The sequence below is a fragment of the Saccharibacter floricola DSM 15669 genome, from assembly GCF_000378165.1.
Classification (GTDB): Bacteria; Pseudomonadota; Alphaproteobacteria; order Acetobacterales; family Acetobacteraceae; genus Saccharibacter; species Saccharibacter floricola.
This window is the reverse complement of the sequence record NZ_KB899334.1, coordinates 268,607-291,065: the sequence shown is the minus strand read 5'-3', so window position 1 is coordinate 291,065 and position 22,459 is coordinate 268,607. Positions and strand designations below refer to the sequence as shown.

The window sequence follows — 22,459 nt, the reverse complement described above, 5'->3', positions numbered from 1 at the left end:
CTTTATCCTTTCTGGCCATCTTGATAGGCATGGACGAGTTGAGCAAAGCGCTCCCCCCGTTCTTCAAAGCTACGAAATTGGTCAAAGCTCGCACAGGAAGGTGACAATAATACGGTTGGAATCTTCAATTGCCGGGCGTGTTTCATCGCCTCTGGAATAGCGTTTTCCAGTGTGTGGACAATCGCATGAGGGATACGGTGGCGCTTGAGAGTTTCCGAAAGCAGTGGAGCGTCACGACCAATGAGCAATGCGTAACCGATATGAGAGAAAACGGGAGCTAAACTGTCAATCCCGCCTTGTTTAGCCGTGCCACCGGCAATCCAGATAACGCGATCATAAGCGGCGAGAGCATGGGCGCTGGCTTCAGCATTGGTTGCTTTGCTGTCATTAATCCAAGCGACCCCATCCACCGTGGCGACATATTGCAGACGATGGGCCAGACCGGGGAAGCTGCGAATGGCGTCCGTAATGACGGCATCATCAACGCCCAGGAACCGTGCGGCTGCACGACAGGCTGCGCTATTTTGAGCATTATGGCGGCCTGGGAGCATAGGTGCATCGTCAGGAGAGAGAGCTTCTGTGGCGTTCAAGATTAGGGTGGGAATATGACGGGCCTCTAGGGATGTGTGTAAGTGGCGGCTCCACGGGGCATCCTCACCTAAAATGGCGAGGTCGTCCTTGGTCATATGGTCAAAGACATGAGCTTTTGCCTGAGCGTACCCTTCCATATCTCCATGACGTTCGAGATGATCAGGTGTGAGATTGAGCATGATCGAACAACAGGCATGGAAGTTCTCAAGACGCTCAAGCATGTAAGAAGACATCTCAATAATATAAACGCCATCGTCTCCTAAGGGAGGGAGAGCAAGAGACGCTGTGCCGAGATTGCCTCCCGCAGCTGTTGGAATGCTTGCATGGGTGAGGATATGGGTCAGTAACGCTGTTGTTGTGGACTTCCCATTTGTTCCCGTCACGGAGACAAAACGTGCCTGAGAGCCAGCCTTGCGGGCAACCTGCCAGAGTAGCTCAGCATCTGAAAAGATCGGTACATGCTGGGATCGTGCCAATACAGCAACCGGATGCGGTGAAGGAAGCTTATGTGGAATGCCGGGTGATAAGACCAGCCCGTCCATAGCGCGTAGATCTGTGAGTGGCGCAAGGGTGAGGTTGGGGTGTTCAGGCAGCGTAGGGGCGGTATCGTCCCATGCTTGCACGGTCGCGCCCATGTCTAAGAGGGCTCGGACAACAGCTGTTCCGTTACGGCCCAACCCGCAAACGGCATAATGGGATCCGTGGAGGAGCCGAGATGGCCATGAGGAGAGAGAAGAAGTCATCATCGCAATTTCAGTGTCGCTAAACCGCAAAGGCCGAGGATGAAGGCAATAATCCAGAAGCGTACGACAATCTTAGGTTCTTGCCAGCCTTTTTTCTCAAAATGATGGTGCAGAGGGGCCATGAGGAAAACGCGCTTTCCTGTGCGTTTAAACCAAAAGACCTGCACGATAACCGACAATGTTTCGGCCACAAAAATCCCACCGACGAGGCAAAGAACCAGCTCATGTTTTACCGCAACAGCGACAGCACCAAGAGCGCCCCCGAGAGCGAGAGACCCGGTATCGCCCATGAAGACATCTGCTGGGGGTGCATTGTACCATAAAAAACCTAACGACCCCCCAATAAGAGCAGCACAAAAAATACTCAGTTCCCCCGTGCCGGGAACGGGGTGCAGTTGAAGATAGTCTGCAAAGACGTGGTTCCCGACCAAATAGGCGATAAGGGCAAAGACGAAGGCCGCGATAATGACGGGAACAGTTGCGAGGCCGTCCAGACCGTCGGTCAGGTTCACGGCGTTTCCAAATCCAGCAATCGTAATCATCGCAAAAAGAGGGAAAACATAACCGAGAGGGAGAACGAAGCTCTTCGCAAACGGAAAAGCCAGCACATTGCGAAGCTCGGGCGGGGTCAGCATTTCAAGCCAGATCCCCGCGATGAGAGAGGCTAAAAACTCGCATCCAAGGCGTGTTTTTTTAGAGATCCCTTGTGTGTTGCGACGCGATAATTTGAGATAATCATCGGCAAAACCAACAGCACCGAAGGCGAGTGTGGTCAGCAGCACAGCCCAGACAAAACCATTACGGAGGTCTGCCCATAATAAGGTGGAGACGGTCAGGGCTGCTAAGATCAACATGCCCCCCATTGTTGGCGTGCCGGCCTTTTCCAGAATATGGCGTTCAGGCCCTAGGGTACGAATAGGCTGTCCTTGCCCTTGGATCCTTTTAAGTTGAGCGATGAAGGGACGTCCCCAAAAGAGCGAAATCAACAAAGCGGTCAGACACGCGCAGCCGGCGCGGAAGGTGACATAATGCAGGAGGTTGGCAAAACCACCATGGGGGGAGGCGTGGGTCGCAAGGAGATCAAAGAGCATTAGGGAGAGACCGAAGAAGAGGCTTCCTGCACGGAAGGGTGGGCGTTAAGGAGGACGATAAGGTCACGCATATTGCTGCCAAGGCTGCCTTTAACCAGCAACACATCGCCAGAGCGTAAAGCGGCCTGAACAAGCGGGGCAAGTTGAGTAGCATCGGGTGCATACCCTCCTCGAAGACTTTGGGGAAGAGAGTCGTACAAGGATTTCATATGCGGGCCGCAACAAAAGGTGAGAGCGCTGGCAGCCATGATAGGGGCGGTGAGGGCGCGATGCTCATCGTCGGAAAATTCGCCAAGCTCACGCATATCTCCAAGCGCTGCAACGCGGCGCGAGGCTGGTAGAAGAGCAAGCGTTGCCAAAGCTGCGCGCATGCTTGGGCCAGAGGCGTTGTAGCTTTCATCAATAAGAGTGACGTTGCCTGGTAGGAGGCGTTTGAGCCCCCGCCCTGCTTCAGGTTTGTAAGAAACGAGAGCAGAAGCGGCGGCTTGAGGGGGAAGCCCTAACGCACTGACGGCCCCTAGGGCGAGAGCTGCATTCTGCGCGAGATGGTGCCCTGGGGCGGAAAGTGACACATCCGCATTCCCTGTGGGGGTGTGCAGATGGAAATGGCTGCCTTGACCGTGGCATTGCAGCGCGTCAATACGCACGGTGGCAGCGTGAGAGGTGCCGATTGTCCAAAAAGAGCAATCATGGGGGACTTCAGCAGCCACAAGAGATAGGCAGGGCGTCCCCTCTAGCGCGATTGCATGGCCATCGGGTGGGATGAGTGCTTGAAAGAGCGTAGCCTTTTCACGTGCGATGGCCTCAATACTGCCCATATGGCCAAGATGGGCCGTCCCAATTGTGGTGATGAGAGCAATATCGGGGCGAATTTGTTCTGCCAGCGGTGCAATTTCTCCCGGATGGTTCATACCGACTTCACTAATACAAAAATCGGCATCACGAGGGAGGCGGGCAAGCGTTAAAGGTACGCCCCAATGGTTGTTGTAAGAAGCAACAGAAGCATGCGTTTTTCCATAAGGTTGAAGCGCTTGGAAAAGCATGGTTTTCGTGGTGGTCTTGCCAACGCTTCCGGTAATGGCAATGGCTTTACCGTGGAAACGCTTCCGTGCAAAACGCCCAAGTGCTTCAAGCCCTGTCATAGTGTCTTCAACGAAGAGCACGCGAGGATCGTCCATCAGCCCAGCGTCTATGACGGCTTGGCGGTCATGCACCATCACGCAGGCTGCTCCTTGTGAAAGAGCATTCTGGATGAAGCGGTGCCCATCGGAATGATCTCCCTGAAGAGCGATAAAGAGAGCGCCGGGCTCGAGCTGACGCGTATCAATGCAAACGCTCTGTACCGTGACATCTGCACTAAGGCTGCCATGCGTGGCCTCGCAGAGTTCAGAGCGTGTCCATAAAGGCAGTGTCTGGGTCATAAGGAGACTTTCTCAGCGAGTGAACGGGTAAGGGCGCGGTCATCAAAAGGATGCGTTGTTGACCCAATAACCTGCCCTGTTTCATGCCCTTTGCCAGCGATGAGGAGAATATCACCGGGGCCTAGGCGTTTAAGGCCGTCTTCAATAGCGGCCCAGCGGTCTCCAATTTCTTGGGCATGAGGGCAGGCGGCCAGAATAGCGGCGCGAATAGTGGCTGGGTCTTCCGAGCGCGGATTGTCATCGGTGATGGTGATGCGGTCGGCAATATGGGCGGCGATTTGGCCCATAAGTGGGCGTTTACCACTGTCACGGTCGCCTCCTGCGCCGAAAATGACATGGAGTTTGCCGCGTGTATGAGGGCGAAGGCTGAGCAGAACATGCTCAAGGGCATCAGGAGTATGGGCATAGTCCACGTAGGCTGCCGCGCCATTGGAAAGGTCTGCGACGCGCTCGCACCGTCCCGGCACGCTGCGCAACTGTGAGAGAAGAGCGAGCACAGCAGGCGCTTCAGCATCTTCTTCCCAACATAGTGCGGCGGCCATGAGGGCGTTATCCACTTGGAAGCGCCCGGGGAAGGGGAGCGTAATATCGGGTAAAGGCTCGCCATGAAGAGCAACGCGAATAATATGTCCTTGTGGCGTTGGCTGGGCTTCTAGCAGACGTAGGGTTGTTGCATTTATTCCAATATCGCGGAGGATATGGCCGCACTGACGGGCAGTCTGTGTTAGAGCGTTATAGGTATCGGGATCCATATCCGCATTAATAACGGCAACATTACCCGGAGGCAGAAGATCACGAAACAGACGAAGCTTGGCATCACGATAGGCTTCAATCGTTTCGTGATAGTCAAGATGGTCTCGTGTAAGGTTGGAAAACCCAGCAGCCGCGAGAGGCAGGCCATCAAGACGATGCTGATGCAGTCCGTGAGACGAGGCTTCCAAAGCAACATGGGTGACATGGCTGCGTTGAAGTGTAGAGAGCATGGAGGCAAGAGCAACGGCGTCGGGTGTCGTCATCGCTGGCATCGGAGGGGTGTCTGCTTGCGTGATAACCCCTAGGGTTCCAAGGCTCGCCGCTGTTTTGCCGCGGAGCTGCCAAAGCTGGCGGAGAAAATCGACCGTGCTGCTTTTCCCGTTGGTTCCGGTCACCGCGATAATATGTTCTGGCAATGGTGCCGCAACCCAAGCTGCTGCCTGTGCAAGAAAATGGGCAGGATTATGCACCCGGATAATAATGGCTTTACGCTCTCCCTCCCAATGCTCTCCGATAGGAGGACTGTGGTTGTCATGCATGGTCACGATGGCGGTGGCGCCTGCGGTAATCGCGAGTGGGATGAATTTTGCACCATCATGATGCTGTCCACGGATTGCCACAAAAAGGCTATCAGGGCTTACATGACGACTATCGGCTGTTACAGCTTTAATCGTGGGGTCTTCAGCCAGTGCAGGGGTGATGCCGTAGCGTGAGAGCAGTGTAGAAAGAAGCATGGTAGAGCGCCTTAATGGCCGTGGGAGGATCGTACAGCATGGTGCGTGCGTAGCAGTGAAGGCGGAGGGGCCCCAGGGTCATTCCCAGGGCCTAATGCCCGAACCCCAGGCGGGATGGGAGGAATGAGAGGTATCTCCAAAGAGGCCTCAACCTGTGCATTTCGGCTTGGGTCTGGAGGGAAGAGGCCCAGCATAGGGGCTGTACGTGTCACAATATTGGAGAAGAGCGGCGCTGCAATCCAGCCAGCTGTCGTCCAACCATGCGTTTCAGCCGTGGGATGTGGGGCATCTAGCATGACATAGAGCGCATAACGCGGCGCATTCATGGGGAACATGCCCGTAAAAGCTGTGATGTTGACATGCTTAAGATAGGTTCCCCGATCACTGATTTTTTCAGCCGTTCCGGTTTTCCCTCCAACGAAATAACCAGGGCTCTCAGCACGCTTCCCAATGCCTTTCGCCACCACCAGGCGAAGAATACGCCGTAATGTGTCGGATGTTTTCTCTGACAAAAGATGCGGAACTTGTGTGTCAGACATGACGACATCATCATTGTCATGATTATGAGCAACGAGTGTGGGAGTGACTAAATAGCCCCCATTTCCTGTCGCAGCCGTTCCGCGTACAATCGCCAATGGAGACTCAGCAATACCATGACCAAAACCGACGGTCATAATCGTGGTAAGCCCCCAGTTTTTTCGTGACGGAACAATGGGCCGCCCTGCTTCAGGGAGCTCAATCGGCACGCGGTCGAAGAAGCCCATATTTTTAAGCCATTCTTGCTGCCGTGTTGCGCCAACATCTAGCGCAATATGAGCAGAGGCTGGGTTGGAAGAAAACGCCATGACTGAGGTGAGGGGCAGCCAAGGAGCAAAATGATCGCTTTTGAGATCTGAAATTTTAAAGCGGCCAACATGGATAGGCGTTGTCGAGAAACGATCCCACGGATGGGCAACACCAAGTTGCAAGGCCATAGCGGCTGTCTGCAATTTAAACGTGGAGCCCGGCTCATACATGCCCGTAACGGCTCGATTAAAGCGGGCGTCTGAAGGGGCATGACCAAAATCATTGGCATCGAAATCGGGAAGACTGACCATTGCGATGACTTCACCAGAGTGAATATCCATCAAAATAGCGCATGCGCCGATGGCTTGGAATTTACGTTTGGCCTCATCCAGCTCATCACGCACAGCTGCTTGAACACGGGCATCAATGGAAAGGCGAAGAGGGGTGCGGTCGGAGCTTAGTCGTTTATCAAAATAACGTTCAACTCCTGCAATTCCGTGATTATCAAGATCAACACCACCCATAATCTGGGCGGCGATACGCCCTAGCGGGTAATGACGACGCTCTCCTGTTTCAAAATAAATCCCGGGAATACCAAGATTATTAATCGCTAGTTCTTGGGTCGGAGAGAGGTTATGCGCAAGGTAAACGAACTGCTTCTTTTTCTTAAGGCGTTTGATGAGATCTTTTTGATCAATATCAGGGAGAACGTGATGAAGTTTGGCGACTGCTTCTTCTGGACTGATAATTTCCATCGGGTTGGCATAGACTTGCACAACAGGAAGAGAAATTGCCAATGCTTGCCCGTTACGGTCTGTAACCGTGGCACGTCGTATATTGGGAAGTTCGAAACCGCCACTCATGAGGGCTTGAGGGTCTGGCTTCGGGATTTCCGGTAAGGTGGATGCAATTTGGCCGGGCAGAGGAGCCATAGGAGCGAGGACGGTCGCCATGAGCGCTTTAAGCGTTACGGCACCGTAAAGAACTAGAAAGCCCATCCCAACATAGACAAGGCGGTTTTGACAACGCTCTATCCAGCTGACCTTCTGGCGGCGTTCATTCCAATAACGGAGAGAGAGAAAACGCCGTGCTGCGCCCACTTTGGAAAATAGTTTAGAGCCTTTGGTATGTTGCTGCCCTGACGGGGTATCGGGCTGGTCATTCGTCGGCTTCTTTGCCGATGGAGAGGGCTCTTTTTCCGGCATCGTGCTGCATTCTGCAAGGTGGTCAGCGGGTGCTCTCTAACGCTGGTGTTAGAGAGAGACTATGACGACAAGTCGTCGCTAATTCGAGAATGGAACAGGAGGGGGCAGAACGTCTGACGAGGAAGTCGCATGGGAGCTCTCCCGATGAGGGGAAGAGCTGTGATGGGTCGATTGAGGGTGCCATGCAACGGTTTCCGCCAATGTGTCAGAAGAGGATGCACGAGACGTGTGAGTATGTCCGTCTTTGTCCGATGTAGCTCCATGGTCGCTGTGATGATGGCGATGCGGCATAGAGGTCTGATCCTCCGCATTAAGCAATGCTAATTTGCGTTCAAGCGAAGAATTACTACGTGCTGCATGGGAAGAGCCATGGGCAGGCGCGGAAATCGTATCGGCATGAGTTGTGTGGTGGTGACGCTCAGAATGTATAGGCGCGTTGACAGAAGTAACAGGCATATCAGGCGCCGGGCGCAGGGCTGCCAAGGTGGGCCGTGCTACGTCTGTATGGTTGGGTGTGGCTGCAACAACGTCCTTATGGCTAATAGCAGGCAAGCGTTCAGCGAGCTTTGCTTGCCTGACAAACTGTGCAGGCTCAACCATACGGAGGTGGGGAAGGATCCGCTTTGACAAAGTGCTGAGGCGATCGGGTTGATTGAGCAGAGCCCATTGCGTGCGCAACATGGCTGTCTGCCCTTGGACACGGCGCGTCTCTTGCACAGTTTGAGTGATGTGCTGATCAAGGACGAGCGTATCGTGCTTCTTTGCGTAAAGGAAAAGCCCAGCGCCAGCAGCAATGAGTGCGCAGAATAAGGTAGCAGGACGGATCATGAAACCTCTCCAGAAGAAGAAAGCCGGCGCAGGGCACGCAAACGAGCACTTCGCGAGCGCGTATTAAGGCGGAGCTCGTCTTTACTTGGGGACAAGGGACGGGTGTGAAGGAGTTCAAATGGGGCGCGCTGCTTCTGGTGAAGCGAGGCTGGAGCATGGCGTGAGGGGCCGCTTGTACGGCCGCTTAAACGCGCCATAGCGCGCTTTACCATGCGGTCTTCCAATGAATGGAAGGTCACGACGACGAAAACACCGCCCGGAGCGAGCAGGTTAGGGGCTGCCATGAGGACGCGCTCAAGCTCTCCAAGCTCATCATTGACGGCAATGCGCAGGGCTTGGAAGCTGCGGGTTGCTGGGTCAAAGTTAGGCCGTTCACGCGGGATAGAACTACGGATAAGCTCTGCGAGATGTCCCGTCGTTTCAATAGGGTTGCGTGTGCGCTCATTGACAATGGCGCGGGCAATACGACGAGAGCGACGCTCTTCTCCATAATAATAGAGAATATCAGCGATCTTTTGCTCTGTCTCATTATTGACGAGATCAGCCGCACTGGGGCCTTCTGCGCTCATGCGCATGTCAAGAAGCCCATCATGGCGGAAGGAAAACCCCCGCTCGCCTTGGTCCAGCTGGAAGGAGGACACCCCAAGATCCAACACGATACCGTCAAAGGGAGCGACCGAACCGACAAGCTGCTCCATAGCGCTAAAAGCCCCTCTGTGAAGATGGAGGCGGCCTTGTGCCGCGTCTACGAGAGGCTGCCCGCGCGAAATTGCATCTGGATCACGGTCAATGGCGTGAACAATACAGTCTTTGGCATCAAGCATAGCGCGGCTATAGCCACCACCACCAAATGTTCCGTCAAGATAGGTAGCGCTATCACGGAGCTGCAAACTCTCCAGAACTTCCGGTAGCATGACAGGGAAATGACCTTGAGAGGAAGGCTGTGTGGAGGTCATATGCTGAGTGTCACTCATCCGCGGGCTTCTTTTTGAGGGTGGGAGGGGGAAAGCTGCCCGATCTTTTTAGAACGCTTGCGAGCATCCTGACGCCGCTTTTCAGCGGCTTCAGGCGACCAAATTTGAAAAATCCGCCCTAATCCCATAAACACAATGGCACCAGCTAACGAAGCATGTTGTTTCAAGCTTTTAGGAAGGCTAATCCGCCCTTCTGGATCGCAATTAACCGGGTATGCATCAGCGTAAAGACTGACGGAGAGATCCTCAAACTCGCTAGAAAAAGGGTCATGCTCCATAAGGGATTCAGACAATGTTGAGAAAGTATCAGCTGTCCATCCTTCAACGCAGGCATGTAAATGCGAAGGGCGTAAGATAACGCTTGCATCTTCTCCAGCATTTTTTTGCTTCAAGACAGCACGAAAGGGTGCGGGAATTGAGAGGCGTCCCTTGCTGTCAATGCGGCTCGGATGAGTGCCGAGAAACATAGTCATAATTTGAAATGCCTCCCGTCTCATCAGGGGTGAGCAAAATTGTGCTCGTCCAAGGATTACTGAACTTTACCGTATAGATATGGGATAGCATGGGATTTTATGGGACGTCAAAGCATTATCGTAGAGAATGGCAGAAAAGGGCGATTGGTTACTGCATAGTGAACAAAATCTATACATGTAACCAAAAACAAGGATTTTCGTAACTAAGACGAAATATATCGCTCATTGCTGCAAATAAGAGAATATGTACCGAATAGATTTAAAAAAAGAGACAAGAGAACAATAAGAGTAAGTGCTGTGTAATACGTTTCTTTATTATTTCTTCATATGAAGAAATAAAGCTAGACGGCCTATAAGCCGGGTTCTGTCCACTCTTGTTAAAGAGATAGGCGATCATTCCTCTGGGACAGACTTTGCAGCCCGCCTCTCGCAACCAACCCGAACAGCAGGGCCGGACACCCTTAGTCAGTAAAGACTTGCCGTTCCTATTCGGTCTTGCTCCCGGTGGGGTTTACCATGACCGGTTCTGTTGCCAGCCCCGCGGTGCGCTCTTACCGCACCGTTTCACCCTTATCTGCAGCCTTGTGAGGCTTGGCAGACGGTATTGTTTCTGTGGCACTTTCCCTAGGGTTTCCCCCGCCGGCCGTTAACCGGCACCGTTATCCTGTGGAGCCCGGACTTTCCTCTATAGAAGCATGACTGCTTCCATAGCGACCGCCCAGCCGTCTAGCGCGCGTAAACTGCGTTGGAACGCAAAGAAGGTCAACCCTGAGAAGAGGAAATATCGTGCGATTTTTTAAGGGGTAAGAGGATGGAAGCTTCCAGGAGAACCAGCATCTGTCAAAATAGAGTGCTGAGCGCGATCAATTCGTAAAGAAAAGAGCATATCGGCTGCGGGTTTATCGCCTGGGCACCCATGGCCCTGTCGGCCGAGGACTTCCATATGAGGTGTATTGACTGACGCGTCACCATTCACAATAAAAACCAGACAATTGCGTGGAAGTGATGTTAGCCCTTGGTTGGTGATGACCGTACGTAGATGTTCGACAAGGGCCGTATTATCGTACCAGCTCATTTTGCCGAAAGTAAAACGATCATAAGCATTATCAAGCCAGCCGCTCCGGGTGATGACGACCATCAAAAGGAAAACGGGCACAACGACAATTAAGCGCCGGATGAGGTGCTGTTTTAATGAACGTGGTTTACGAAGTTGCTTTAAAAAAGCAAAGCGAGAAGGGCGTTGTTCAGTCAAGTAAAACAGATCCTTACAAAGCATAGCGCGAATAAAGGGCATGACGTGCAGCCCTCAAAGTATCTTTAAGAGCTGCACGTTTTAGATCGAGCGTTAATCCGCCATATCTTCATGCCACTGATCACCGGTTTGAGCAGTGAATTGACGTGCTTGCTCTGGGCCGTAGGTGCCCGCAGCATAATGCTCCATCGGAGCCTTATCAGCAGCCCAAGCATTGAGTGTTGGCTCTACCCAAGCCCATGCGGCTTCAACCTCATCACGACGGATGAAGAGGGCTGGATAGCCGCGTACGGCATCAAGCATTAGGCGCTCGTAGGAATCGGGGATAAGCGAACCGTCAGCAGGGGCAAAGCGACCATCTAAAGCGGTGCGCTGTAAGCCAAAGCCTGCAGCAGAAGGATTTTTAACATTGATGGACAGGCCAAACCCTTCATTAGGCTGCAAACGAATGACAAGCCGATCAGCGCCCGGCGTTCCGCCGAAGAGTTTGGATGTACCTTCTTTAAACGTCACAACGACTTCACTGAGCTTATGGGCAGAGCGTTTGGCTGTACGGATATAGAAGGGTGTGTTTTTCCAACGAGGTGTATCTACATACGCACGCATAGCCGCGTAGGTCTCTGTGTGACTTTCTTCGCCCAGCTCTTCGAGATAGCCTGGCACTTTTTCGCCATTGAGCGTGCCTTGCACGTATTGAGCACGCACAGTTTCTGCGCTGACAGCCTCCTCTGGGATGGGGCGTAGCGCTTTAAGGACGTTCACTTTTGCGTCACGGATGGCATCGGCTTCCAGCGAAGAAGGCGCTTCCATGGCGCAAAGGCTGAGAACCTGCAGGAGGTGGTTTTGGATCATGTCACGCAAAGCGCCAGACGTATCGTAATAAGCGGCACGCCCTTCTACGCCGACTGTCTCTGCTGCGGTGATCTGAATGCTCTTAATATACTCGCCAGACCAAACAGCTTGGAGAAGCGGGTTGGCAAAACGCAGTGCGATAATATCCTGCACCGTTTCTTTGCCTAAATAATGGTCGATGCGGAAAATTTGCCCTTCTTCAAAGAAGCGGCTGACACCGTCATTAATAGCACGAGCTGTTTCACTATTTGTGCCAATAGGCTTCTCAAGCACAACGCGGGACTGCTTGGTAATGAGGCCATGGGCGTGAAGATTTTCACTGATGGCTTCAAAAAGCTGTGGAGCGGTTGAGTAATAGAAAACGCGGATACGGTCATCCGGAGATTGAGCAAGAATCTCTTTTAGGCCACCCCAGTTGCTCTCATATTTCGTACTATCAATCGCGATGTACTGAATCTTTTTTAGAAAACGCTCAATGAGATCAGCATCTTTATGGGCGTCGGGGAGGAAGCGATTGAGGGCTTCGCGCGCACGCTGCCGGTATTCCTCATTATCAAGTTTAGAGCGGGCTGAACCGATAATACGTGCTTCTTCAGGAACATGACCAACGCGAAGCTGGTTATAAAGGGCGGGAATAAGCTTACGCATCATGAGGTCGCCTGTGGCGCCAAAGATGATGTAATCAAATGGGGCAGTCTGTTGAGAATCAGACATGGGTGGAAGAGCCTTTCTTATCTAGACGCTTTTGAGGAATGCAGGCACGCAAGTGTGCTTTGAAAAGCGGTTCCTTATGGTTCCTCTTAGTTCCGTCCTGTTGGGTCATATGTCAAGGTGGAACCTGACATTCTAAGAGATGTAAGGAAGGATCAAAAACAGGTTGGAGACCCTTCGCCTATTTAGCATGATAAAGGGCGCAATACAGCCCATGAGGGACAATCAAACATTGACCATTTCTCTTGCGCAGGATAAGCCGCGCGATAGGATTGAAGGTAGCATGCGGAGAAAAGCTCATGGATATCGGTAACGGACCAGAAGGAAGCGCAACAGGGGGGATTGCTGCAGATCGGTTGCGCTCCATTATTGAACGTGTGGAACGTCTTGAAGAAGAGCGTAAGGCGCTTGGCAGCGATATCCGTGATATTTTTGCAGAAGCAAAATCAGCGGGTTTTGACGTAAAGGTCGTTAAGCAAATTATTAAATTGCGCAAGCAAGAGCCTGCCGAGGTAGAAGAGCAGGAGACCCTTCTCGATATTTATCGTCGCGCGTTAGGTATGTAAGCTCTCCTTCATTCAAGAATGGGGTGATAGAAGCGGCACATGCGTTTGTGCCGCTTTTTTTATGAACATTAGGGCTAAGCGGGAACGCCTTCCTTGAAAATATGCTGAAGTGTTTGGCTGAAAAGTTCGACCAAAGGTGAGGTCGTTTCGCGCCGCAATCCGATCGCAATGGTTGCGTAGGGGGCGGGTTCGTCAATCTTATGGAAGGTAACACCACCAGTGTGCAGTTGGTGAAGGGACTGAGGTACGACGGAAATCCCTAAACCCGCCGCAACAAGGGGGATGGTGCCGGCAATTTGTGGTGCTTGCTGACCAAGAGGTGGCGTAATGCCGGCATTTTGATAGGCGGCAAGGATAGCATCATAAAAGCCAGGCCCGAGTTCTCGCGGAAAAATGATAAGAGGTTCATTGGCGAGCTGTTGCAGGTGAAGTCGTGCACTGTGGGTGAAGCGGTGCCCTTTTGGAAGGGCTATAAGCGTTGGTTCATCAAGGAGCGGGATCACTTGTACGTTATCTGGGTCGCTCACAGGTGGGCGTAAAATAGCAATGTCGATACGATGAGCACGCAGAGCTTCACATAAAGCGGGTGTGTTGCTTTCTTCTAGCGATAACGTGACATCTGGAGCAATGCTGCGGAAATGGCGGATTGCGAAGGGCATCGCTGGTAGGAGAGGAACGGCGCCGGCAAGACCAATGCGCAGATGGCCTTTCTCCCCGCGAGCAAGTCCGTGGGCCTGTGCGATAAATTGCTGACGGAGGTCGAGAATCAGCCGAGCATGAGGGAGAAGCGCTTGCCCTTCTTCTGTGAGGGTTACTCCGCGGGTTTGGCGGCGGAAAAGAGAGACGCCCAAGGTTGCCTCTAGCCGTTTAAGTTGCTGGCTCAGCGGTGGTTGTTCAATGCCGAGCCGCTCAGCTGCGCGTGTGATGCTTCCCGTCTCAGCGACGGCGACGAAATAGCGAAAGTGACGTATATCCATAATCCATATATAGGATATATACCCCTAGCCGTAAGTATATATTTGCAGTTAATCCTTTGTGGTTCTAATGTGTTCCTCGTTAAACGTAACAGGGGGCCATATGACTCAACGTTCAGGTAAAGACGCTTCATCGGCAATACGGCCTAACCGTCTTTTCCAGACCTCGACCATGGCAGCATTGCTTGATGCTGTTTATGATGGTGAGATGACCATGGACGAATTGCTGGAACACGGTGATTTCGGTCTGGGCACCTTTAATGCGCTTGATGGCGAGATGATCGTCACAGGTCGTGAGGTGCGTCAATTCCGCTCTGAGGGAATTGCCTCAGATGTACCAAGTGATCTTAAAACACCTTTTGCCTGTGTTACTCATTTTGAACCCGAGCAAACCATTACAATTGACCAGCCGCTAGGCAAAGCAGAGTTCGAAGCGCTGGTGAATAAGATGCTTGATAACCCAAATTTATTTGGTGCTGTTCGCTTTACGGGTGAGTTTGAGAAGGTCGATACGCGCACAGTGTTCTGTCAGTGCCGTCCTTATCCAGGGATGCTTGAGGTTGTGGCCAAACAGCCTACCTTCACGATGAATAATATCAGCGGTATGATGCTAGGGTTCCGGACCCCACCTTACATGCAGGGTATTAATGTTGCTGGGTATCATCTGCATGTGCTGAGTGATGACCGCAAGCATGGTGGCCATGTCACAGACTACCGCGTGCTACGTGGCAAGCTGGAGGTGGCTCGTATCTCTGACCTAGAGATTGCACTGCCGCGGCACAAAGAGTTTGCAGAGGCTGATCTCCTTCCAGCTGGTTTGAGCGAAGCTATTCATACAGCTGAAGGCGGTTGAGGCTAATCTCTTTCGTTTAATCGCGTTTTCTGGCCTGCGGCACCTTTGGGGAATTTCGCAGGTCGCTTTGCAGGATTTAAAACATGACCCAGAAAAAAGCAGAGGGGGAAACCCCTTGTGCCGCGGAACTGATCGTTCGCAATCTAGAAGCACATGGTGTTAAGCACGTTTTTGGTATTCCAGGGGCGAAGATTGACCGTCTTTTTGAGGCGTTAGAAGATTCATCTATTGAGACGGTTGTAACGCGTCATGAGCAGAACGCTGCTTTTATTGCAGGCGGACTAGGGCGTATCACCGGTAAGGCTGGCGTGGCTATTGCGACATCCGGGCCAGGGGTTTCCAACCTGACGACAGGTCTCGCAACAGCAACATCAGAAGCTGATCCAATGCTTGCTATTGGTGGCGCTGTTGGACGTGCTGACCTCGTGAAGCTGACCCATCAGAGCATGGATACAGTGAGCATGCTGCGTCCGGTCACGAAATATAGTGCTGAAATCGGTGGGCCGGCTGCGACATCAGAAATTATCGCTAATGCATTCCGTGCAGCTGAAGGTGGCCGTCCTGGTGGGGCTTTTGTGAGCACGCCGATGGATGTTCTTGGTCTGCCAGCCGATCAAGCTGTCTTGGCGGGTCGTGATACGCCTAAAAACGGTCCTGCTCCTAAAGATGTGATCAAGGAAGCAGCGCGTGCGTTGAAAGCTGCTAAGAAGCCTGTCGTTCTGCTAGGAATGATGGCGAGCACACCCGAAAATGCCGCGGCTGTATGCGAGTTTGTTAAGAAAACTGGCGTCGCTGTCGTAGGGTGCTATCAGGCAGCAGGAGCAATCTCTCGCGATCTTCTTCCTCAGTTCGGTGGGCGTATTGGCCTGTTCCGTAACCAGCATGGTGACCATCTTCTGCATGAAGCTGATTTGGTGGTGACCATTGGATATAACCCTATTGAGTATGATCCACAGCTGTGGAACCTCAAGAAGGATCGTCCGCTTATCAATATTGATGTGATCCCTGCATTGCTGGACAATGCCTTCAATCCATCTGTTGAGCTAGTTGGTGGGATCTCGGACACAGTTTCTGAACTGACAGAGGAAGTCGGTGCGCTGAACCCTGCTGCTGAGTTGACGAGAATTCTAGAAGCTTATCGCTCAACGCAAAAGGCTGCCTTTGCGAATGCACGCAGCACGTGTCAGGGCATGTTGCATCCGTTGGAAGTGGTGAAGTCACTTCAGCCATTTGTGGATCAAGACGTGACCTTGTGCTTCGATATGGGGTCTTTCCATATCTGGCTGGCACGTTATCTGCATGCGTTCCGCGCGCGTCAGATTCTCATCAGCAATGGTCAGCAGACAATGGGTGTCGGTCTGCCATGGGGTATGGCTGCAAGCTTGGTGAACCCATCCCAGAAGGTTATTTCTGTTTCTGGGGACGGTGGCTTCATGATGTCTTCAATGGATCTGGAAACAGCCGTCCGTCTGAAGAGCAATTTGATCCATCTTGTGTGGGTTGACCATCACTTCAACATGGTGCGCATCCAAGAGCAGAAGAAATATGGTCGTGATGCGGCTGTTGCTTTTGGCCCGATCGACTTTGCAGCTTTTGCACGTTCCTGTGGGGCGAAGGGGCTCAAGGTGAATAGTGTGGAAAGCCTCCATGCTGCTTTGCGTGAAGGTATGGAAACACAAGGGCCGGTCGTTATCGAGATTCCGGTTGATTATGCTGATAATGCCAACCTGATGGCACCATTAGCAGAGTTACGCGGTGAAACGGCCGCTTCAGCCTAAGGGCTACTAAAATCCGTGGGGAGAGGTATCTCTGGCCTTCTCCCCATTGGGCTTATCCCAGCAATTAAATAATGGAAGTGAGGACTTTACGATGACGTAGAGCTGGGGATGTTTGTACCTATGAAGATGTAACGATTTGTTTTTATTTGATATGTGGTGGATGATGAAAATAGGACTTTTTATTCCGTGTTACATAGATGCGTTTTATCCAAAGACAGGGATCGCGACGCTTGAACTGTTGGAGAAGCTTGGGCAAGAGGCCGAGTACCCAATGGATCAAACATGTTGCGGCCAGCCAATGGCTAATTCGGGGTGTAATAAAGATGCCCGTGAAACGGAAGAGCTCTTCGTTCGGAATTTTTCTAAATATGATGTAATTGTCGCGCCATCTGGTAGCTGTGTACATCACATTCGGGATAATTTCGACGCCATTGAGCAGACTGACGCCGTCAAACATATTCGTCAAAATACGTATGAACTCGTGGAGTTCATTCATGATATTTTGAAAGTGCGTGAGTTCCCATGGGCCGAGTTTCCGCACAAAGTTGGGCTTCATAATAGTTGTGGGACTTTGCGCGCATTACGCACGGCGAGTATGTCTGAACGTAATGAGCCGTTTTTCTCCAAACCGATGGATCTTCTCTCTGCTGTGAAGGGAATTGAGTTCGCTAAGCCGAAACGTCCAGATGAATGCTGTGGGTTTGGTGGGACATACTCGGTGACAGAAGAAGCTGTTTCTTCACGGATGGGGCTGGATAAGGTGACGGATCACCATAATGCAGGAGCAGAATATATCGTTTCTGCTGATACGTCATGCATGATGCATCAGCAGGGCTGTGCTGAGCGTAATGGTGTTCCCATTAAATTTATTCATATTGCTGAGATTTTGAATGGAGCCCGGGCATGAGTAATAAACCTGTAAAACATGCTCAAGCGGCTGCTGAATTTCTGGAAGATGATCCGCATCGCCTTTTCCATGATGAGCGTTTGTGGGATATGCGCCAAAAGCGTGACCAGCAAATGCATGGGATGCCGGAATGGCAGGAGCTGCGTGATAGAGCGTCTCGTATTAAAGAGCATACGTTAGCAAATCTTCCGACATATCTGGAGCAGTTTGAAGAAAACGCGCGTCGTAATGGCATTCATGTTCATTGGGCACGGGATGGAGCAGAACATAACCGTATCGTTGCTGAGATTATGGGCAAGCACGGTGCGAAGTCTCTCATCAAAAGTAAATCGATGATCACCGATGAGTGCGAGATGCGAGAGTATCTTGAACCGCGCGGGATTACGGTGACAGAGACGGACCTTGGTGAACGCATTCAGCAACTTGATCATCAGTTGCCGAGCCATGTGGTTGTGCCTGCTGTGCAGAAATTGACTGGCGATGTCGCAAAAATATTCGCTAAGTATTACGGTACGGATCCTAATATTACAGATCCGCATAAACTGGCAGAAGCACAACGCGAGGCTGCACGGCCTGTTCTGCTCAGTGGTGATACGGGAATGACTGGTGGTAACTTCATTGTTGCAGAGACTGGTGGGTTTGTCGTTTGCACCAATGAGGGCAATGCGGATTTGAGTGCTAATCTTCCCAATGTGCATATTGCGACATTAGGGATTGAACGTTTAGTTCCGCGTGTAGAAGACCTTGGCGTGTTTGTACGTCTTTTGTCACGCAGTGCTTTAGGTTCCCCAATTACGCAATATACGACGCATTTCCGTGGCCCCCGTAAGGGCGGTGAGATGCATGTCATCTTGGTAGATAATGGGCGTTCAGACCGTCTTGCAATGCCGCAATTCTGGTCATCATTAAAATGCATTCGCTGTGGTGCGTGCATGAATACGTGTCCAGTCTATCGCCGGTCGGGTGGTCAGTCTTATGGGTCTGTGTATTCAGGGCCGATTGGTGCCATTATTGATCCCACCTTTAATGCTAAAAAATTCAGCACGTTGCCTTTTGCCTCCACGATGAATGGCAGTTGTTCAAATGTTTGCCCGGTTGAGATCAATATTCATGAGCAAATTTACGACTGGCGGCGAGTGCTTGCTGAGAAGCATGACATTCCGTTTGTAAAGCGTGAAATCATGAAAATGGCCGGGCGTCTTTTGGCACAGCCGCGCCTTTATCGCGTGTCTATTGAAGGAACAGAGATTGCGCTTAAAACAATGCCGCGCTTTGTTCTCTATAATTATCTGAACCCATGGGGAAAACATCGCGAACTTCCTCATCCTGTCAAAGAGACCTTCAACAGTTGGTATCGCAAGAACCGTCTGAAGACATCGACCAAGAAGGAGCATGAGTCAGCATGACGGAGGAAGCTATGAGTTCGCGTGATACTATTTTAGATAAGCTGCGTCGGAACCGTATTCCACGAGAAGACGACTATGAGTTGCCCCCAGTAAAGGTCTTGGGGGATTTAGATAAATCTATTGAGCGCTTTGAAAAGAGCTTACAGCTTATGGGGGGCGAGGTTCTTCCACAAAAGGCTGGCCAAACTATTGAAGACGTGGTGCGTGCCCGTTTCCCAAACACGACGTCAATCTGTAGCGCTGTGCCAGAGGTTGAAGGGACGTTGAAAATTACGGACCTAAAAACTCATGAGCAGTCCAATGAGGTTGATGTCATGGTGGTAAGATCCCCATTTGGCATTGCTGAAATGGGGTCTATCTTCCTGAGTGAGGTAGAGCTTTTTGATCATTTAGCCGATGTGCATCTTGCGCAGCATTTAGTTGTGCTTCTCTCACGTGAGGAGCTTACGGCGAATATGCATACGGCGTATCAAGAGCGTTCTGAGTTCAAAACGGCCTTTTATGGTGTGTTGATGAGTGGTCCATCAGCAACGGCAGATATTCAAGGTGTTTTGATCCGCGGAGCACAAGGTGTACGCACTTTATCCCTTATTTGGACTTCATAGGTGTTTCCAGCGCTAAATTATTGCGGTGGATCATAACGCTATGACGTTGTTGGGTGTCTTGGTCATCGCTCTCTGTTGAGCGATGACCAAGCATCGCGCGTGATTGTTCGTCATTGTAATCAATCACCCCATAGCCGATGGTCTCTCCATTACTAAGGGTGAGAGCGACGACAGCGCCGTCGTCGAAGTGCCCTTCAATATGAGTAACGCCTGCAGAAAGTACAGAGGCACCATGCTGGAGAGCATCTACAGCGCCCTTATCAAGGCTCACACTGCCTTCTGGGCGGAGTGTGCTGGCAATCCAACGTTTCCGTGCAGAGCCGCAATCAGGTTGCGCAAGAAAGCGCGTATGTAAGGCGCCGTTTTGCAGGGCAGAGAGGGGATGAAAACGTTCCCCTTTAGTAATGATCATGTCACAATCTGCACGTGTGGCGATTTGAGCAGCTTGTAATTTTGTGCGCATTCCTCCAGAGGAAAAGGCAGAAGGGGCATCACCGCCTGCTGCCATAATATCATCGGTGATATGCTCTACAATAGAGATGTGTTTCGCTTCGGGGTTTGTGCGTGGGTCAGCGCTATAAAGACCATCAATATCAGAAAAGAGAATAAGAGTTTTGGCATTTAGCATTTGGGCAATGCGTGCTGCGAGACGGTCATTGTCTCCAAAGCGAAGTTCTTCTGTCGAGAGCGTGTCATTCTCGTTAATGACTGGGACAGCTCCGAGACTAAGGATCGTATCAATTGTCCTACGGGCATTAAGATGACGTTTGCGGTCTTCAGTATCGTCTGGTGTCAGTAGAACCTGTGCTGCCATCAAACCCCGTTGGGCTAAGGCCTGTTGCCAGGCATTGGCAATGCCGACCTGCCCAATACTTGCGAGAGCTTGCTTCTCGCCGAGTTTTAAGCGCTGGTGCATGTAGTTGGTTTGGTGCCGCGCAAGAGCAACAGCACCGGAGGAAACCACGATGATCTCATAGTCATGCTGGTGGAAGGTATGGATATCTTCGCAGAGGCTATTAAGCCAATCTTGACGGAGGACTCCAGTATCTGGATCTACCAGTAGAGCGCTGCCTATCTTTAGGACGAGGCGCTGTTTCTCTGCGAAGAGTGTCATCCTATTTTTCCTGTTGACGCGCAAGTGTTACGCGGTCTTGAACAAAGCGTAAAAGCTCAGGTAGCCCTTCTCGGCTAACACCCGATAAGAGATGCACGTCTTGCCCAGAGACTTGGGCTAGGGCGGCTTTTCGTTCTTCGATCTCTTCAGGCAAGAGCGCGTCACATTTATTCATGACGAGAACCTCGGGTTTAGCGGCGAGGGTGTCATTATAAGCGTGAAGCTCGCGACGGATCAGCTTCCAGTTCTCTGCGAGGTTTTCATCTGTGCCATCAACAAGATGGATGAGAAGTGCGCAGCGCTCTACATGACCTAAAAAGCGATCGCCCAGCCCTGTACCTTCACTAGCGCCTTCAATGAGCCCAGGAATGTCAGCAATCACGAATTCATCCACGGCATTAAGCCGCACAACACCAAGTTGCGGATGAAGGGTGGTGAAGGGATAATCTGCAATCTTAGGACGCGCCCGTGAGGCGACGGAGAGGAGGGTAGACTTTCCTGCATTAGGAAGACCGACAAGCCCAACGTCTGCAATGAGTTTTAGGCGTAACCAGATCCAACGTTCTTCCCCGGGATAGCCAGAATCGGCGCGGCGAGGGGCACGGTTGGTGCTGCTTTTATAATGGGCATTGCCAAGCCCGCCATTGCCACCTTGGCATAGAAGAACGGTTTTCCCGTCCTCATTGAGGTCTGCTAAAAGTGTTTCACGGTCATCGGCAATGATTTGTGTCCCAATAGGAACATCAATAATGATGTCATCAGCACCGGCACCGGTTCGATTAGACCCAGCGCCGTTTCCGCCCTTTCGGGCACGGAAATGCTGTGTGTAACGAAAGTCAATCAGTGTATTCAGATTGCTTACAGCGCGGAAATAGATGTGACCACCACGGCCGCCATCACCACCATCGGGGCCTCCGAACTCAATATATTTTTCACGACGGAAGGCGACAACACCGTCGCCACCATCGCCAGAACGAACGTAAATTTTAGCCTGATCAAGAAACTTCATAACGTATTTTCGCGACAAGAAAGAGGTGTTTTAACAAGAAAAAGGGCCGAACCCCGCAAGGAGCCGGCCCTTTTTCTTACCTATCATCTACCAACGGCAGAGAAAAAGGTTTTTATTCAGCAGCTTCTGCCAAAGCGACGGAAACGTGAACTTTGCCGTTTGTGCGGCGCTGGAAGCGAACGCGACCATCAACGAGGGAGAAGAGGGTATGGTCACGGCCCATGCCTACATTCTCGCCAGGGCAAACTTTCGTGCCACGCTGACGGATGATGATGTTGCCTGCGATGACGCTTTCGCCACCGAATTTCTTCACACCAAGACGACGGCCTTCACTGTCGCGTCCATTACGGCTGGAGCCGCCTGCTTTTTTTTGTGCCATGGTTTGTGTCTCCTTAAAAGGTCAATCAGATTAGGAAGCGCTGATCCCGGTAACACGCAGCACCGTCACAGGCTGACGGTGGCCATTTTTGCGACGGCTGTTCTGACGGCGACGCTTCTTGAAGATAATGACCTTCGGGTTACGGTCTTGTGCAACAACCTCAGCAGTGACAGAAGCCCCTTTAACGGTTGGTGCGCCAATTTCCACGCCCTTATCACCACCAACCATAAGGATGTCAGAGAAGGTCACGGTGCTTCCTGCTTCCGCTTCCAGTTTCTCGACCTTCAGGATGGCGTCTTTTGCGACGCGGTACTGTTTTCCGCCCGTGCGGATGACTGCAAACATGCAAAACTCTCTTTTACGTTACCGAAGCCTTGGCGCCTGCTTTCAAGCAAGGGCCCGCTCGCTTTTTGTCATTGGCCCCTTTCTATATTTCCTCATAGGGAAGAAAATA

21 protein-coding genes and 1 other RNA gene are annotated in these 22,459 nt (G+C 51.7%); 6 read left to right on the top strand and 16 right to left on the bottom strand.

From position 1 onward, the window contains the following. Window positions 1-2: 2 nt before the first annotated feature. From murD to zwf, 11 genes are all read right to left on the bottom strand, one after another. A complete protein-coding gene (gene murD / locus F457_RS0103225) occupies window positions 3-1,337 on the bottom strand; it encodes a UDP-N-acetylmuramoyl-L-alanine--D-glutamate ligase (RefSeq protein WP_018979695.1) in 1,335 nt (444 codons plus the stop codon). Beyond that, on the bottom strand, window positions 1,334-2,425 hold the full coding sequence (mraY, locus tag F457_RS0103220; protein ID WP_018979694.1) for a phospho-N-acetylmuramoyl-pentapeptide-transferase: 1,092 nt from the start codon (window positions 2,423-2,425) through the stop codon (window positions 1,334-1,336). The genes murD and mraY overlap by 4 nt, the downstream gene beginning before the upstream one ends. After that, window positions 2,425-3,846 (bottom strand): UDP-N-acetylmuramoyl-tripeptide--D-alanyl-D-alanine ligase, encoded by a 1,422-nt coding sequence (locus F457_RS0103215; protein ID WP_018979693.1) that lies wholly within the window; start codon window positions 3,844-3,846, stop codon window positions 2,425-2,427. Before F457_RS0103215 ends, mraY begins: the two co-directional genes overlap by 1 nt. Further along, entirely contained in the window at window positions 3,843-5,333 is a 1,491-nt protein-coding gene (locus F457_RS0103210) for a UDP-N-acetylmuramoyl-L-alanyl-D-glutamate--2,6-diaminopimelate ligase (protein ID WP_018979692.1), read from the bottom strand. The genes F457_RS0103215 and F457_RS0103210 overlap by 4 nt, the downstream gene beginning before the upstream one ends. An 11-nt stretch (window positions 5,334-5,344) precedes the next feature. Beyond that, window positions 5,345-7,324: a peptidoglycan D,D-transpeptidase FtsI family protein gene (locus F457_RS0103205; RefSeq protein ID WP_018979691.1), complete on the bottom strand. Its 1,980-nt coding sequence runs from the start codon at window positions 7,322-7,324 to the stop codon at window positions 5,345-5,347. Window positions 7,325-7,402: 78 nt separating this feature from the next. Next, window positions 7,403-8,152, bottom strand: a complete 750-nt coding sequence (gene ftsL / locus F457_RS13210) for a cell division protein FtsL (RefSeq protein ID WP_018979690.1) — start codon at window positions 8,150-8,152, stop codon at window positions 7,403-7,405. Beyond that, window positions 8,149-9,126 (bottom strand): 16S rRNA (cytosine(1402)-N(4))-methyltransferase RsmH, encoded by a 978-nt coding sequence (rsmH, locus tag F457_RS0103195; RefSeq protein WP_018979689.1) that lies wholly within the window; start codon window positions 9,124-9,126, stop codon window positions 8,149-8,151. The genes ftsL and rsmH overlap by 4 nt, the downstream gene beginning before the upstream one ends. Beyond that, on the bottom strand, window positions 9,123-9,599 hold the full coding sequence (mraZ, locus tag F457_RS0103190; RefSeq protein WP_026294139.1) for a division/cell wall cluster transcriptional repressor MraZ: 477 nt from the start codon (window positions 9,597-9,599) through the stop codon (window positions 9,123-9,125). The genes rsmH and mraZ overlap by 4 nt, the downstream gene beginning before the upstream one ends. Before the next feature lie 337 nt (window positions 9,600-9,936). Further along, an RNA gene (rnpB, locus tag F457_RS13215) (RNase P RNA component class A) lies at window positions 9,937-10,329 on the bottom strand. 66 nt (window positions 10,330-10,395) lie between these two features. Then, complete coding sequence (locus tag F457_RS0103185) at window positions 10,396-10,851, bottom strand: hypothetical protein (protein ID WP_026294138.1); 456 nt, start codon at window positions 10,849-10,851, stop codon at window positions 10,396-10,398. A gap of 93 nt (window positions 10,852-10,944) precedes the next feature. Beyond that, window positions 10,945-12,417, bottom strand: a complete 1,473-nt coding sequence (zwf, locus tag F457_RS0103180; RefSeq protein WP_018979686.1) for a glucose-6-phosphate dehydrogenase — start codon at window positions 12,415-12,417, stop codon at window positions 10,945-10,947. A 296-nt stretch (window positions 12,418-12,713) separates the two neighbouring features. Between zwf and F457_RS0103175 the strand changes: the two genes are divergently transcribed. Further along, window positions 12,714-12,980 (top strand): DUF2312 domain-containing protein, encoded by a 267-nt coding sequence (locus tag F457_RS0103175; RefSeq protein ID WP_018979685.1) that lies wholly within the window; start codon window positions 12,714-12,716, stop codon window positions 12,978-12,980. A 74-nt stretch (window positions 12,981-13,054) separates the two neighbouring features. Here F457_RS0103175 and F457_RS12025 read toward each other — a convergent pair whose 3' ends face one another. Continuing rightward, a complete protein-coding gene (locus tag F457_RS12025) occupies window positions 13,055-13,957 on the bottom strand; it encodes a LysR family transcriptional regulator (RefSeq protein WP_018979684.1) in 903 nt (300 codons plus the stop codon). Between the two features lie 100 nt (window positions 13,958-14,057). On the opposite strand from F457_RS12025, the gene budA reads away from it, so the two are divergent. From budA to F457_RS0103145, 5 genes are all read left to right on the top strand, one after another. After that, window positions 14,058-14,807: an acetolactate decarboxylase gene (gene budA, locus F457_RS0103165; RefSeq protein WP_018979683.1), complete on the top strand. Its 750-nt coding sequence runs from the start codon at window positions 14,058-14,060 to the stop codon at window positions 14,805-14,807. Window positions 14,808-14,890: 83 nt separating this feature from the next. Continuing rightward, window positions 14,891-16,585 (top strand): acetolactate synthase AlsS, encoded by a 1,695-nt coding sequence (gene alsS, locus F457_RS0103160; RefSeq protein ID WP_018979682.1) that lies wholly within the window; start codon window positions 14,891-14,893, stop codon window positions 16,583-16,585. Window positions 16,586-16,748: 163 nt separating this feature from the next. After that, window positions 16,749-17,492 carry a (Fe-S)-binding protein gene (locus F457_RS0103155; protein ID WP_026294137.1) on the top strand — a complete coding sequence of 248 codons (744 nt, stop codon included), beginning with the start codon at window positions 16,749-16,751 and terminating at the stop codon, window positions 17,490-17,492. Next, entirely contained in the window at window positions 17,489-18,898 is a 1,410-nt protein-coding gene (locus F457_RS0103150; RefSeq protein ID WP_018979680.1) for a lactate utilization protein B, read from the top strand. Before F457_RS0103155 ends, F457_RS0103150 begins: the two co-directional genes overlap by 4 nt. A gap of 11 nt (window positions 18,899-18,909) precedes the next feature. Continuing rightward, window positions 18,910-19,503: a LutC/YkgG family protein gene (locus tag F457_RS0103145; RefSeq protein WP_026294136.1), complete on the top strand. Its 594-nt coding sequence runs from the start codon at window positions 18,910-18,912 to the stop codon at window positions 19,501-19,503. Here the strand turns inward: F457_RS0103145 and proB are convergent. From proB to rplU, 4 genes are all read right to left on the bottom strand, one after another. Beyond that, on the bottom strand, window positions 19,487-20,617 hold the full coding sequence (gene proB / locus F457_RS0103140) for a glutamate 5-kinase (protein ID WP_018979678.1): 1,131 nt from the start codon (window positions 20,615-20,617) through the stop codon (window positions 19,487-19,489). The genes F457_RS0103145 and proB overlap by 17 nt on opposite strands. Before the next feature lies 1 nt (window position 20,618). Next, a complete protein-coding gene (gene obgE / locus F457_RS0103135; RefSeq protein WP_018979677.1) occupies window positions 20,619-21,626 on the bottom strand; it encodes a GTPase ObgE in 1,008 nt (335 codons plus the stop codon). 112 nt (window positions 21,627-21,738) lie between these two features. Then, window positions 21,739-22,005: a 50S ribosomal protein L27 gene (rpmA, locus tag F457_RS0103130; RefSeq protein ID WP_018979676.1), complete on the bottom strand. Its 267-nt coding sequence runs from the start codon at window positions 22,003-22,005 to the stop codon at window positions 21,739-21,741. 30 nt (window positions 22,006-22,035) lie between these two features. Further along, window positions 22,036-22,350, bottom strand: coding sequence for a 50S ribosomal protein L21 (gene rplU / locus F457_RS0103125; RefSeq protein WP_018979675.1), 315 nt, complete (start codon window positions 22,348-22,350; stop codon window positions 22,036-22,038). Window positions 22,351-22,459 lie beyond the last annotated feature (109 nt).

Excerpts from the sequence above, each read along its gene's own strand:
- mraY (WP_018979694.1), bottom strand. The coding sequence starts at position 2,425 with ATGCTCTTTGATCTCCTTGCGACCCACGCCTCCCCCCATGGTGGTTTT.
- rplU (WP_018979675.1), bottom strand. The coding sequence starts at position 22,350 with ATGTTTGCAGTCATCCGCACGGGCGGAAAACAGTACCGCGTCGCAAAA.
- budA (WP_018979683.1), top strand. The coding sequence starts at position 14,058 with ATGACTCAACGTTCAGGTAAAGACGCTTCATCGGCAATACGGCCTAAC.
- ftsL (WP_018979690.1), bottom strand. The coding sequence starts at position 8,152 with ATGATCCGTCCTGCTACCTTATTCTGCGCACTCATTGCTGCTGGCGCT.
- F457_RS0103150 (WP_018979680.1), top strand. The coding sequence starts at position 17,489 with ATGAGTAATAAACCTGTAAAACATGCTCAAGCGGCTGCTGAATTTCTG.
- F457_RS0103175 (WP_018979685.1), top strand. The coding sequence starts at position 12,714 with ATGGATATCGGTAACGGACCAGAAGGAAGCGCAACAGGGGGGATTGCT.
- proB (WP_018979678.1), bottom strand. The coding sequence starts at position 20,617 with ATGACACTCTTCGCAGAGAAACAGCGCCTCGTCCTAAAGATAGGCAGC.
- F457_RS12025 (WP_018979684.1), bottom strand. The coding sequence starts at position 13,957 with ATGGATATACGTCACTTTCGCTATTTCGTCGCCGTCGCTGAGACGGGA.
- F457_RS0103205 (WP_018979691.1), bottom strand. The coding sequence starts at position 7,324 with ATGCCGGAAAAAGAGCCCTCTCCATCGGCAAAGAAGCCGACGAATGAC.
- mraZ (WP_026294139.1), bottom strand. The coding sequence starts at position 9,599 with ATGACTATGTTTCTCGGCACTCATCCGAGCCGCATTGACAGCAAGGGA.
- rpmA (WP_018979676.1), bottom strand. The coding sequence starts at position 22,005 with ATGGCACAAAAAAAAGCAGGCGGCTCCAGCCGTAATGGACGCGACAGT.
- F457_RS0103210 (WP_018979692.1), bottom strand. The coding sequence starts at position 5,333 with ATGCTTCTTTCTACACTGCTCTCACGCTACGGCATCACCCCTGCACTG.
- F457_RS0103145 (WP_026294136.1), top strand. The coding sequence starts at position 18,910 with ATGAGTTCGCGTGATACTATTTTAGATAAGCTGCGTCGGAACCGTATT.
- F457_RS0103155 (WP_026294137.1), top strand. The coding sequence starts at position 16,749 with ATGAAAATAGGACTTTTTATTCCGTGTTACATAGATGCGTTTTATCCA.
- alsS (WP_018979682.1), top strand. The coding sequence starts at position 14,891 with ATGACCCAGAAAAAAGCAGAGGGGGAAACCCCTTGTGCCGCGGAACTG.
- rsmH (WP_018979689.1), bottom strand. The coding sequence starts at position 9,126 with ATGAGTGACACTCAGCATATGACCTCCACACAGCCTTCCTCTCAAGGT.
- F457_RS0103215 (WP_018979693.1), bottom strand. The coding sequence starts at position 3,846 with ATGACCCAGACACTGCCTTTATGGACACGCTCTGAACTCTGCGAGGCC.
- obgE (WP_018979677.1), bottom strand. The coding sequence starts at position 21,626 with ATGAAGTTTCTTGATCAGGCTAAAATTTACGTTCGTTCTGGCGATGGT.
- zwf (WP_018979686.1), bottom strand. The coding sequence starts at position 12,417 with ATGTCTGATTCTCAACAGACTGCCCCATTTGATTACATCATCTTTGGC.
- murD (WP_018979695.1), bottom strand. The coding sequence starts at position 1,337 with ATGATGACTTCTTCTCTCTCCTCATGGCCATCTCGGCTCCTCCACGGA.